11 protein-coding genes are annotated in these 12234 nt (G+C 73.6%); 6 read left to right on the forward strand and 5 right to left on the reverse strand.

Annotation, left to right across the window (positions count from 1 at the left end; all coding sequences use genetic code 11):
- Positions 1-6: 6 nt before the first annotated feature.
- The 3 genes from ACW62_RS20065 to leuS all read right to left on the reverse strand — a co-directional run bounded on the left by ACW62_RS20065 (position 7) and on the right by leuS (position 4410).
- Positions 7-270: a VOC family protein gene (locus ACW62_RS20065; RefSeq protein WP_053205859.1), complete on the reverse strand. Its 264-nt coding sequence runs from the start codon at positions 268-270 to the stop codon at positions 7-9.
- A 172-nt stretch (positions 271-442) separates the two neighbouring features.
- On the reverse strand, positions 443-1552 hold the full coding sequence (locus tag ACW62_RS34215; RefSeq protein WP_053205860.1) for a DegV family protein: 1110 nt from the start codon (positions 1550-1552) through the stop codon (positions 443-445).
- 5 nt (positions 1553-1557) lie between these two features.
- Positions 1558-4410, reverse strand: coding sequence for a leucine--tRNA ligase (gene leuS, locus ACW62_RS20075; protein WP_053205861.1), 2853 nt, complete (start codon positions 4408-4410; stop codon positions 1558-1560).
- A 194-nt stretch (positions 4411-4604) separates the two neighbouring features.
- Here leuS and ACW62_RS20080 point away from each other — a divergent pair, with 194 nt between their 5' ends.
- Positions 4605-5819: a TerC family protein gene (locus ACW62_RS20080; RefSeq protein WP_053205862.1), complete on the forward strand. Its 1215-nt coding sequence runs from the start codon at positions 4605-4607 to the stop codon at positions 5817-5819.
- A gap of 9 nt (positions 5820-5828) precedes the next feature.
- Here the strand turns inward: ACW62_RS20080 and ACW62_RS20085 are convergent, their stop codons facing one another.
- A complete protein-coding gene (locus ACW62_RS20085; RefSeq protein WP_053205863.1) occupies positions 5829-6464 on the reverse strand; it encodes a vitamin K epoxide reductase family protein in 636 nt (211 codons plus the stop codon).
- A gap of 109 nt (positions 6465-6573) precedes the next feature.
- Here ACW62_RS20085 and ACW62_RS20090 point away from each other — a divergent pair, with 109 nt between their 5' ends.
- From ACW62_RS20090 to ACW62_RS20110, 5 genes are read left to right on the forward strand one after another with little or no spacing between them, the layout of a single operon-like run.
- Positions 6574-7308, forward strand: a complete 735-nt coding sequence (locus ACW62_RS20090) for a DUF4129 domain-containing protein (RefSeq protein WP_053205864.1) — start codon at positions 6574-6576, stop codon at positions 7306-7308.
- Positions 7305-7769 (forward strand): hypothetical protein, encoded by a 465-nt coding sequence (locus ACW62_RS20095; protein WP_053205865.1) that lies wholly within the window; start codon positions 7305-7307, stop codon positions 7767-7769. Before ACW62_RS20090 ends, ACW62_RS20095 begins: the two co-directional genes overlap by 4 nt.
- Positions 7766-8743 (forward strand): AAA family ATPase, encoded by a 978-nt coding sequence (locus ACW62_RS20100; protein WP_053205866.1) that lies wholly within the window; start codon positions 7766-7768, stop codon positions 8741-8743. Before ACW62_RS20095 ends, ACW62_RS20100 begins: the two co-directional genes overlap by 4 nt.
- A complete protein-coding gene (locus ACW62_RS35345) occupies positions 8740-10071 on the forward strand; it encodes a DUF58 domain-containing protein (protein ID WP_053205867.1) in 1332 nt (443 codons plus the stop codon). Before ACW62_RS20100 ends, ACW62_RS35345 begins: the two co-directional genes overlap by 4 nt.
- Positions 10068-10496 carry a hypothetical protein gene (locus ACW62_RS20110; RefSeq protein ID WP_053205868.1) on the forward strand — a complete coding sequence of 143 codons (429 nt, stop codon included), beginning with the start codon at positions 10068-10070 and terminating at the stop codon, positions 10494-10496. Before ACW62_RS35345 ends, ACW62_RS20110 begins: the two co-directional genes overlap by 4 nt.
- Positions 10497-10500: 4 nt before the next feature.
- Here the strand turns inward: ACW62_RS20110 and ACW62_RS20115 are convergent, their stop codons facing one another.
- Positions 10501-12228 carry an aminotransferase class V-fold PLP-dependent enzyme gene (locus ACW62_RS20115; RefSeq protein ID WP_205629483.1) on the reverse strand — a complete coding sequence of 576 codons (1728 nt, stop codon included), beginning with the start codon at positions 12226-12228 and terminating at the stop codon, positions 10501-10503.
- Positions 12229-12234 lie beyond the last annotated feature (6 nt).

Consider the following 12234-nt stretch of genomic DNA (forward strand, 5'->3'; position numbering starts at 1 on the left):
ACTGCCCTAGGTTGTGTCTTGACAGCAAGTGCTCTCGGGGACCCGCTGGAAGAAGATGCGCGGCAGGACGCCGCCGGGGTCGATGATGGCGCTGGCGGAGTCCCACTGATCCTCCGGGACGTTCCAGGCGGCGAGTGCCTCGTCCCAGGTCACGAAGCCCTCGGGCGGCGGCTCGAGCTGGTAGCCGAGAGCCAGCGCCCAGAATTCGGCCAGCCGCCGCGGATCGGCGGCGTCGAAGGTGAGGTTGAAGATCTCGGAGGCGATCGGCATCCCCGCATCCTGCCAGCCGCCACCGACAACCTCCGGCCGGCCAGCGAGCCGAATGGGCGACGAGGCCGGCGGGCGACGGACGGGCGGGCGGGTCAGTGCGGGCGGGCGAGGCGACGAAGCGGGCGGGCGACGAGGCGGGCGGGTCAGAGCGGGCGGGCGACGAAGCGGGCGGTCAGTGCGGGCTGATCACCGTGGCCAGCAGGCCAGGCCCGACGTGGGCGCCGATGACCGCGCCGACCTCGGTGACGACGACGGAGCCGATGGTGGGGAGGCGGTCGGTGAGGCGAGCGGCCAGTTCGTCGGCGCGGGCGGCGTTGTCGAGGTGGTGCACGGCGAGGTCGACCCGGCCACCAGCGGCCAGGGCACGCTCGACGGCGAGGTCTTCGAGGCGGGCGCGGGCCCGCGCGGATGTCCGCACCTTCTCGAGGAGGTCGACCCAGCCGTCGCGGAGGTGGAGGAGCGGCTTGATCGCCAACGCCGTCCCCACCACGGCCGAGGCGGCGCCGACCCGGCCGCCGCGCCGCAGGTAGTCGAGCGTGTCGACGTAGAAGAACGCGGACGACCGGACGGCGCGATCCAGGGCGAGCGCCGCCACCTCGTCCGCGGTCAGCCCGCGCCTCGCCGCCGACGCCGCCACCAGCACCGCGAAGCCGAGCCCCATGCCCAGCGACCGGGAATCGACGACGTGGACGGGGATCGGCGCGTCGCGGGCGGCCAGCCGGGCCGCGTCGGCCGTGCCGGAGAGGCTGCCGGAGATGTGCACCGACACGATGGCGCCGAACCCCTCGGCGGCGGCCGACTCGTAGGTGTCGAGGAACACGCGCGGGCTCGGCCGCGACGTCGTCACGGGCACGTGCGCCCGCAGCGCATCGGCCACCTCGCGCGGGCCGAACCGCGTCTGGACACCGACGCCGCCCGCCCGGCCGCCGGGCGCACCCCCGACCGCGAACGGCACACCGCCGCTCGGGAACGGCGCACTGCCAGGCCGGTTCGCGCCGGCCGCACGCCTCGCGCCCAGGCCAGCGGCGCCAGACCCATGCCCGCCCGGCCGGCCCAATCCAGCGCCAGGCGCACCCAGGCCGCCGAGACCACCACCGAGGCCACCATCGAGCCCGCCACCGAGGCCGGGTCCGAACCCAGCACCATCGCCGGGCGTCCACTCGTCCACCGCGACCCCGTCGACGACCACCTGGAGCGGCACCACCCGGATGCGGTGCGCCTCGACGTCGGCGGCGGCGAGGTGTGCCGTCGAGTCGGTGACGACCGCGACCCGCCCGGTCACGGACGTCAGCCCGGAACGACGTTGACCAGCTTGGGCGCCCGCACGACCACCGTGCGGACGGGCCGGCCGTCCAGCGACCGCTGCACCGCCTCGGAGGCCAGCGCCAGGGCCCGCAGGTCGTCCTCGGTGATCGAAGGCGGGACGTCCAGGCGGTCGCGGACCTTGCCGGCGACCTGCACCACGCAGGTGACGGTGTCCTCGACCAGGTACCGAGGATCGGCCGACGGGAACGGCTGGCGCGCCAGCGACTCGGGGTGGCCCAGCCGCGACCATAGCTCTTCGGCGATGTGCGGCGCGACCGGCGCCAGCATCAGCACCAGCGCCTCGGCCACCTCGCGGGGAACCTCGTCCAGCTTGGTCAGGTGGTTGTTCAGCTCGATCATGCGGGCGATGGCGGTGTTGAACCGCATGGCCTCCATGTCGGTGCGGACGGCGTCGATGGTGCGGTGCAGCACCCGCAGCGTCTCGTCGTCGGCCGGACCCGAGCCGACGACGACCGATCCGGTCTGTTCGGACACGATGTTGCGCCAGACCCGCTGCAGGAACCGCAGCGACCCGACGACCGCGCGGGTCTCCCAGGGGCGGGACAGGTCCAGCGGGCCCATGGACATCTCGTAGACGCGGAAGGTGTCGGCACCGTAGTCGCGGTACATGTCGTCGGGCGTGACCATGTTCTTCAGGCTCTTGCCCATCTTCCCGTACTCGCGGGAGACCGGCCGGCCCTCGAACGTGAAGCCCTCGTCCGACTCGACGACCTGGTCGGCCGGCACGTACTGGCCGCGCGCGTCGACGTAGGCGTAGGCCTGGATGTAGCCCTGGTTGAACAGCTTCTGGAACGGCTCTTCGCTGGACACGTGGCCCAGGTCGAACAGCACCTTGTGCCAGAACCGCGAGTACAGCAGGTGCAGGACGGCGTGCTCGACGCCGCCGATGTACAGGTCGACGCCGCCGGCGTCGCCGTTGCTGCGCGGGCCCATCCAGTACTGCTCGACCTCGGGGTCGACCAGCCGCTCGGTGTTGGTGGGGTCCAGGTAGCGCAGTTCGTACCAACACGACCCGGCCCAGTTGGGCATGGTGTTGGTGTCGCGACGGTAGCGCTTCGGCCCGTCGCCCAGGTCCAGCTCGACGTCGACCCATTCGGGGACGCGGGCCAGTGGAGGTTCGGGCATGGTGTCTGCAGCGTCGGCGTCATATGTCTTCGGGGCGTAGTCGGGCACCTCGGGCAGCTCGACCGGCAGCAGGTGGTCGGGGATGGCGACGGGCTGGTCGTTCTCGTCGTACACGACGGGGAACGGCTCGCCCCAGTAGCGCTGCCGGCTGAACAGCCAGTCGCGCAGGCGGTACGTGACAGTGCCCTCGCCGGTGCCCTTCGCCTCCAGCCACGCGATGATCGCGGCCTTCGCCTCGGCGACGCCCAGGCCGTCCAGCGAGATCTCGTCGTTGGCGGAGTTGATCGCCGGGCCGTCGCCGGTGTACGCCTCGCCGTCGAAACCGTCGGACGGCTGCACGGTGCGGATGATCGGCAGCTCGAACCGGGTCGCGAACTCCCAGTCGCGCTCGTCCTGGCCGGGCACCGCCATGATGGCGCCGGTGCCGTAGCCCATCAGCACGTAGTCGGCGACGAAGACGGGGATGCGCGCGCCGCTGGCCGGGTTGACGGCGAACGAGCCGGTGAACACGCCGGTCTTGTCGCGTCCCTCGGTCTGCCGCTCGACCTCCGTCTTCGACGCCGCGGAGGCGCGGTAGGCGGCGACGGCGTCGGCGGGCGTCGCGTGCCCGCCGGTCCACGCCGGCCGGGCGTCGGCCGGCCAGGCGGACGGCGTCAGCGCCTCCACCAGCGGGTGCTCGGGCGCGACCACCATGAACGTGGCGCCGAACAGGGTGTCGGGGCGGGTGGTGAAGATCTCCAGGTCGCCGGCGTCGGTGGCGAAGCGCACGTTGGCGCCGGTGGACCGGCCGATCCAGTTGCGCTGCATCGTCTTGACCTTCTCGGGCCAGTCGATGCGGTCCAGGTCGTCGATCAGGCGGTCGGCGTAGGCGGTGATGCGCATCATCCACTGGCGCAGGTTGCGCTTGAACACCGGGAAGTTGCCGCGCTCGCTGCGGCCGTCGGCGGTGACCTCCTCGTTGGACAGCACCGTCCCCAGCCCGGGGCACCAGTTGACCGGCGACTCGGACACGTACGCCAGCCGGTGGTCGTCGACGACGGCGCGCCGCTCGACCGCGCTCAGCGCCGCCCACGAACCGCCGCCCGGCACCGGCCGCGTGCCGGACTCGAACTCCGCGACCAGCTCCGCGATGGGCCGCGCCCGCCCGGCCTCGTCGTCGTACCAGGACTCGAAGATCTGCAGGAAGATCCACTGCGTCCAGCGGACGTAGCCGGGATCGATGGTCGCGAACGTGCGCCGGTTGTCGTGCGCCAGCCCCAGCCGGCGCAGCTGCCGGCGCATGGTCGCGATGTTCTCTTCGGTGGTCTTGCGCGGGTGCTGGCCGGTCTGGACGGCGTACTGCTCGGCCGGCAGCCCGAACGCGTCGTAGGCCAGCGCGTGCAGGACGTTGTCGCCGCGCATGCGCCGGTAGCGGCCCAGCACGTCGGTGGCGATGTACCCCAGCGGGTGCCCGACGTGCAGGCCCTTGCCGGACGGGTACGGGAACATGTCCATCACGAAGAACTTGTGCTCGGGCAGCTCGGTGCCCGGCTCGGCCAGCGGGCCGGTGGGGTTGGGTGCGTCGAACGTGCCCTCGTGCTCCCAGCGGTCCTGCCAGCTCTGCTCGATCTGGCCGGCCACCTCCGCGGTGTAGCGATACGGCGCGTCGTCGACGGGCGTCGGCGTGGGGCCGGTGTGCGTCTGGCTCATCGGAATTCGTCCCTCGTCTGTGGTCGGGGCCCGGAACAAAGAAAAGACCCCTCACGCAGGAGGGGTCAGCCGCGCCGACGTGACGCCGCTGGAGGGCGTCCGTTTCCAGTCAGCGCGGCCCGATAAGGAGCAGCAGGCCTCGCACATTGTCAGAATAGCGCACTCGCCGGTCCCCCGGCTCTAGGGTTGCGCTCATGGACGTCCCCGGCTGGGTGTGGGCCCTGACGGTGGCCGGCATCGCCGGGTTGCTGACGTTCGACTACGTCGTCCACGTCCGGAAGGCGCACGTCCCGACGCTGCGCGAGGCGGCCGTGTGGTCGGCCCTGTACGTCGGCATCGCGGTCACGTTCGGCCTGGGTGTGCTGGTGTTCGGCGGCACGGCGATGGGCACCGAGTACTTCGCCGGATACCTCACCGAGAAGGCGCTGTCGGTCGACAACCTGTTCGTCTTCCTCGTCATCCTGCACAGCTTCCGGGTGCCGCGGGAGTACCAGCAGAAGGCGCTGCTGTTCGGCATCACGTTCTCGCTGATCGCCAGGTCCGCGCTGATCTTCGTCGGGTCGGCGCTGATCAACACGTTCGCCTGGGTGTTCTACGTGTTCGGGCTGATCCTGCTGGTGACGGCGGGCAACATGCTCAAGCCGCGCGGCGGCGAGCCGGACGAGGGCGAGAACATCGCCGTCCGCCTGGCCCGGCGGCTGTTCCACACCACCGACGACTACGAGGACGGCCGGCTGTTCACCGTCAAGGACGGGCGCCGCGCGATGACGCCGCTGGTCCTGGTGATGGTGGCGCTGGCCGGCACGGACGTGCTGTTCGCGCTGGACTCCATCCCGGCGATCTTCGGCCTGACGCAGAACGTGTATCTGGTGTTCACGGCCGTCGCCTTCTCGCTGCTCGGGCTGCGCCAGCTGTACTTCCTCATCGACGGGCTGCTGGACCGGCTGATCTACCTGGCCTTCGGGCTGGCGCTGATCCTGGGGTTCATCGGCGTGCGGCTGATCCTGCACGCGCTGCACGAGAACAACCTGCCGTTCGTCAACAACGGCGAACCTGTCGAGGTGGTGGAGCTCAGCACCGGCCTGTCGCTCGGCGTCATCGTCGTCGTGCTGGTGGTGACGATCGTCGCGTCGCTGTTCAGCCGGACGGGGCGGGCGCAGACGGCGATCGCCAACGCCCGCCGGCACGCGACCGCCTACCTCGACTCCGAGTACACCGCCGACCCGGCCGAGCGGGAGCGGATCTTCCAGTGCCTGGTCGACGAGAAGGAGCAGATCATCGCGCTCGGCCCGAGGTACCGGCAGATGGCCCGCGACGCCGACGGCCTGCTGGCGCTGGCCGACCGGGCCAAGGCCAGCCACGACGCGGCGGTGTCGCGGGGCGAGGCGCCGACCGGCCCGCACCACTGACGGCGGGCGTCAGAACACGAGGTACCAGCGGTCCCAGAACTCGATGGTGATGAGGATCGCGATGATCAGGAACCACACCGTGACGATGAGCCCGCGGCTCTCGACGACGGCCTTGCGCAGCCACGCGGGCGCCTTGAGGTGTCCCTCGGAGAGGTTGTAGCCGGTGGTGTAGACGAAGATCGGGATGGTGACGACCCACACCACCATGCAGTACGGGCACAGCGCGCCGATGTAGTACGTGGTCTGGGTGAACAGCCAGGTGACGAACGCCGCGCCGCCCAGCGCGCCGGCGTTGAGGCCGAGCCAGAACCAGCGCGGCAGCTTGGCGCCCGTCAGCGCCACCACACCGGCGGTGATGACGACGGGGAACGCCGCGACGCCGATGATCGGATTGGAGAAGCCGAACAGCGAACCCTGCCAGCTCTCCATGACGGTGCCGCAGGTGAGGACCGGGTTGAAGCTGCAGGACGGGGTGTAGTTGGGGTCTTCGAGCAGGCGGATGCGCTCGATGACCAGCATCGCCGACGCGAACAGGCCGATCGAGCCGCCGATGGCCAGCAGCCAGCCGAGGACCTTGATCGAGGCGCGCGTCTCGGGGAGCTCGAACTCGGCGTCCTCGAGGTGTTCCTTCTCCTGCACGGCCATGACTCACCCGGGGTTGTTCGTAGGGATCCGACGGCTCATCAACGTACGCTACCCGCGTTTGGTGCCGCAGGGCCCGACGGTCCTTCGACCATATGCGAGGATTGCCGCAATGCACTGGCCGCAGCGACGACGTTCCACCGGCGGGCCGCTGGCTGCCGCCGTGGTCGCGGCGGCAGCGCTCGTCGTCGTGCTGGCACTGGCCGCGGGACCGGCCGAGGTGCGGGAGCCGGGCTGGCTCAGCGGCACGGCTGATCCCGGACGAGCCGAGCCGCTCGAGCCGCTGCCGTCCTTCGACCTCGGGCAGACGGAGCAGCCGATCCCTGACGGCGGGACCGGCGGGTTCTCCGTGCCGTGGCCGGTCGTGCTGGCGATCGGGGCGCTCGCCGTGGCGTACCTCGCCTACTACCTGCTGCGACGGCTGCTGCCGGAGCTGCGGGGACGGTTCGCGGGCCGGCGGCGGGCGGTGCTCGGCGGCCACGTCGATGCGCTCGACGACCCCGCCGACGAGGCCGCCGGCCTGCGCGAGGGGGCGCGTTCGGCCGCGACCGCGCTGGCCGGGCCGGCGCCGGATGCCGCGGCGGCGGTCGTCGCGGCGTGGCTGGCGCTGGAGTCGGCGGCGGCCGGCAGCGGGGCGCCGCGCGACCCGGCCCAGACGCCGACCGAGTTCACGGCCGCGCTGCTGCGCCGTCACCACGCCGACGAGGACGCGGTGGCGACGCTGCTCGGGCTGTACCACCGGGCCCGGTTCGCGGCCCGGCCGGACCTGGGGCCGGACGACGTCGCGGCGGCGCGGCGGGCGCTGGACCTCGTGGTGGGCACGATCGGGACGGCTGGGGCCCGATGAGCCGCCGGGCGATCGTCCGAGCCGTCCTGCTGGGCGCGGGGGCCGGCGCCGTGGCCTGGCTGTTCGGCGTCCAGGGGCTGCGGCCGATCCTGATCGGCGCCTGTGTGACGGCCGGGACGCTGGCCGTGCTGAGCATCCCGCCCGGCTGGTACGGCCGCTGGCCGGCTCGGCCGAAGCCGGCCTCCGGCGGCGGATCCGGGCAGGTGTGGCGGCTGGCCAACCGGCTGCGCCGGTACGAGAACGACTACGACCCCGCGTTGCACCAGCGGCTGCGCTCGCTCGCCGCGGCCCGGCTGCGCCGCCTGGGGCTGGAGTGGGACGATCCGCGGGCGGCCGAGGCGCTCGGCCCGGACGTGCACGCGGCACTGTCGGCCCAGACGATGCGGCCCAGCCTGCGCGACGTCGACGCGGTGGTGAGCGCGATCGAACGACTTGACCAACGAGAAGGAGCCGGTCCATGACGTCACCCAGCAGCACGACCCTCCCGGTCGCCGAGGTGGCCCGGGTGGGGTCGGACGTCCTCGATGGCGTCGGGACGGCGGTCGTCGGGATGCGGCGGACGCTGCGGCTGGCGCTGGCCGCGATCCTGGCCGGCGGGCACGTCCTGTTCGAGGACGTCCCGGGGCTGGGCAAGACGCTGGCCGCGCGCAGCCTGGCCGCGGCGCTGGGGCTGGAGTTCCGCCGGCTCCAGTGCACGCCCGACCTGCTCCCGGGCGACGTGACGGGGTCGTTCGTGTGGGACCCGGGGACGCGCGAGTTCGGGTTCCGGCCGGGCCCGGTGTTCGCGGGCCTGCTGCTGGCCGACGAGATCAACCGGACGCCGCCGAAGACGCAGTCGGCGCTGCTGGAGGCGATGGCGGAGCGGCAGGTGACGGTGGAGGGCCGCACGTTCGCCCTGCCCCGGCCGTTCCACGTCCTCGCGACGTCGAACCCGGTCGAGTACGAGGGCACCTACCCGCTGCCGGAGGCGCAGCTGGACCGCTTCATGCTCCGGCTGTCGGCCGGCTACCTGGAGCCGCCGGACGAGGCGCAGGTGCTGGCCCGGCGCATCGCCCGCCGGCAGGAGGCGGCCGAGGTCGAGCCGGTCGTCGACGCCGAGATGGTGCGCGGGCTGCAGGCCGGGGTCGAGAGCGTCGACGCGGACCCGTCGATCGTCGCGTACTGCGTCGACCTCGCCGCCGCGACCCGGCGGCACCGGGCGGTCGAGGTGGGCGCGTCACCGCGCGGCTCGCTGGCGCTGCTGCTGGCCTCCCGGGCGCTGGCCGTGCTCGACGGCCGCGACTACGTGCTGCCGGAGGACGTGAAGGAGGTCGCGGTGTCCGCGCTGGCGCACCGGCTGACGCTGACGCCGGAGGCGTGGACGACGCGGCTGCGCACCGCGGACATCGTCACCGACGTGCTCGGACAGGTCCCGGGACCGGCATCGGGCCGATGACCCGCGACAACGTCTGGCGGGCCACCCCGGCGCTGGCGCGGTCGCTGCTGCTGCCGGCGCTGCTGGCCGCGACGGGGCTGGCGCTCGGCCGCGCGGACCTCGTCCTGCTCGGCGTCCCGCTGGTCGTGGGCACCGCGCTGGCGCTGGGGACGGCGGCCGAACGGCGTGCGCGGCGGCCACCGCCCGAGGTGCGCGCCATCGGGCCGCGGATCCTCGACGCCGGCCGGTCCGTCCCGGTCGCGGTCCGGCTGGGGCCGTCCGACGCGCAGCTGGTCGCGACGGTGCTGCCGCCGGCCGAGGCGGGCGGCGACGCCGACGCCGTCGTGGTGGCCGCGCCCGCGGACGGCGAACGGCAGCTGGTGGTCGAGGTGACGGCGCCGCGCTGGGGCGCGCAGCAGCTGGCCCGGCCGGACCACCTCGCGGCCGCCGCCGACGGCCTGCTGGTCGCCGGGCCGGTCGCGGGCACGCCGTACACCGCGCAGGTGCTGCCCGCCGTCGCGCCCGCGCTGCCGCCCGGCCCGCTGCCGCCGCGTCCGGCCGGCATGGTCGGCGCGCACCGCACCCGCCGCCCCGGCGAGGGCACCGAACTGCACGACGTGTCGCCGTTCCAGCCCGGCGACCGGCTGCGCCGCATCGACTGGCGGGTGACGGCGCGTCAGGCCGGCCCGCGCGAGACGCTCTACACGCGGCACACGCTGGTCGACGCCGACGCGGACGTCGTCTGCTGCCTGGACAACCGCTACGACCTGCCCGCCGACGTCGCCGCCTGGCTGGACCTCGGCGAGCACGCCGAACGGCCGGGCCGCACCAGCATCGACGTCGCCGTCGACACCGTCGCGTCGGTCGCGGCCGCCTACATCGAGCACGGCGACCGCGTCGGCGTCCTCGACCTCGCCCGCCCGCTCGACCCCGTCCACCTGGGCAGCGGCCGCCGGCACCTGCTCCGGCTGCGCACGCACCTCGCCCGGCGCACGCGGCGGCCCGGCTCCGGCGACGCGCTCCCCGCGCCTCGGCACGCCCCGCGGCTGCCGCCGGGCGCGATCGTCGTCGTCACCTCGGTCTTCCTGGACGACGCGCCGGGGACGCTGGCGGTGACGTGGCGGCGGCGCGGGCATCCGGTGGTCGCGGTCGACGTGCTGCCGGCGCCGCTGGTCCTCGACGCCGCCGACACCGCGACGACGCTGGCGGCGCGGCTGGTGCTGGCCGAGCGGCAGGAGCGGATCCGGGCGCTGGAGGCGGCCGGCGTCCCGGTCAGCGCGGCCGACCCGGCGGCACTGGGCCTCGGCCTGGCCCGGCTGCGGCTGCTCGCCCGCGGGGTGCGACGGTGACGGCGGCGGCCGCGCCCGGGGCGCTCGGACCCGCGCTGCCCGGCTGGGCGTTGCGCCCGGCGCTCGCGGCGTCCGTCGTGGTGACGGTGCTCGCGGTGGCCGGCTGGACGCCGGTGTCGCCGTTCGTCCTGGCGGTGGCGGTGCTGGTCGGCGGCTCGGCGACGGCGCTGCCCGCCTCGCACGCGACGACGGCGTTCCTGGCGGTGTGCGCGCTGAGCGGGCTGACCGCCGACGGGGCGATCACCGGCTGGCTGAGTCTCGCGTTGCTCGGCGCCCACGCCACCCACGTGACGGCCGCACTGGCCGCCGTCGTGCCGGTGCGGGCGGCGGTCGAGTGGGCGGCGCTGCTCCCTTCGCTGCGCCGCTTCGCCCTCGCGCAAGCGGCCGGCCAGGCGCTCGTGCTGCTGGCGTGGGCGCTCTCCTGAGTTCTCAGGGGTGGGCGCAGCGGTCGTCGACCAGCACCTCGACCGAGGTGTCCCCCGCCAGCACGCACGACGGCGGCAGCGTGAACCAGCGCAGCGCCTCGAACTCCGCCGACAGCCCGGTCGGCCCGTCCTCGACGGCGTCGGGCCGGCCGGCCAGCACGTCACGCGCGTCGGCCAGGTGCTCGGCGAGCGTGTCCTCGCCGACCCGCTCGTGCCGCTCGGCGCCGACCAGGAGGCCCTGCTCGTCGTAGTGCAGCCCGGTCAGCCGGACCGGCGGGCGCGACGTGCCCTCGCGGTGCCGCCACAGCCCGGTGTGCGGGTCGAAGCCGTAGTCGGGCAGCAGCCGGTACCCGTCGCGGGCGATCAGCTCGACCGCGTCGACCAGGTAGTCGCGGACGGTGTCGGAGATGAAGTAGTTGAAGTTCAGCCGGGTCCAGCCTGGCTTGATGCCCTCGCAGCCGACGCCGACGACGTCGCGGAAGCCGCGCGACTCGTCCGGCCCGACGGACAGCAGCCGGTGCCCGTACGGCCCGGCGCAGGAACAACCGCCGCGCGCCTGGATGCCGAACAGGTCGTTGAGCAGCGCGACGACGAAATTGTGGTGCAGGAAGCGGTCGCCGTGGCGGAGGCGGAACGACACGATGGACAGCCGCGGGACGTCGGGGTTGCCGAGCACGTCGATCTGCGGGACGTCCTGCCAGCGGCGCAGCGCGTAGCGCCAGAGCGCCTCCTCGCGCTCCTGGATGAGGTCGGTGCCGACGGCGTCCTTGAGCCCGAACACCAGCCCGGCCCGGATCGATTCGACGATGGCCGGGGTGCCGCCCTCCTCGCGGGCGACGGGGTCGTCGAGGTAGCGGTGCTCGTCGGGGCTGACGAACTCGACGGTGCCGCCGCCGGGGACGGACGGGACCTCATTGCGCACCAGCGCGCGGTCGACCACCAGCACGCCGGGCGTCTGCGGCCCGCCGACGAACTTGTGCGGCGACAGGAAGATCGCGTCCTTGTGGTCGCCGGCGCCGGGCGCGCTCTCGGCCACGCGGATGGGGACGTAGGGCGCGGCGGCGGCATAGTCCCAGAACGACAGCGCGCCATGCTCGTGCAGCAGCGCCGCGATGCGGTCGGCGTTCGTCAGCACGCCGGTGACGTTGGACGCGGCGGAGAAGCTGCCGATGCGCAGCGGCCGGTCGGCGTAGGCGCGCAGCAACTCGTCCAGCTGGTCGAGGTCGATGTGGCCGTCGGCGTCGGTGTCGACCGCGACGACGTCAGCGATGGTCTCGCGCCACGGCAGCTCGTTGGAGTGATGCTCGTACGGCCCGACGAACACCACCGGCCGGTTCTGCGGAACGTCGTACAGGACGCCGTGCCGCTTCGGCGCGCCGGCCGGCAGCCGCAGCTCGAGGATGTGGACGAGCTTGTTGACCGCCGCGGTGGCGCCGGAGCCGGTGAAGATGACCAGGTGGTCGTCGGTGCCGCCGACCGACTCGCGGATGGTGCGGCGGGCGTCCTCGCGCAGCAGCGTGGTCTGCAGCCCGGTGCCGGAACTCTCGGTGTGCGTGTTGGCGTAGAGCGGCAGCACCTGCTCGCGGACGAAGTCCTCGATGAAGTCCAGCGACCGTCCCGACGCCGTGTAGTCGGCATACGTCATGCGGCGCGCGCCGTACGGCCCGTGCAGGACCTCGCCCTCGCCGATGATGCCGCCGCGGATGCGTTCGATCAGCGAAGTCGCGACCATGCCGGC

Origin of the sequence: Jiangella muralis, from assembly GCF_001270745.1 — a bacterium.
Classification (GTDB): Bacteria; Actinomycetota; Actinomycetes; order Jiangellales; family Jiangellaceae; genus Jiangella; species Jiangella muralis.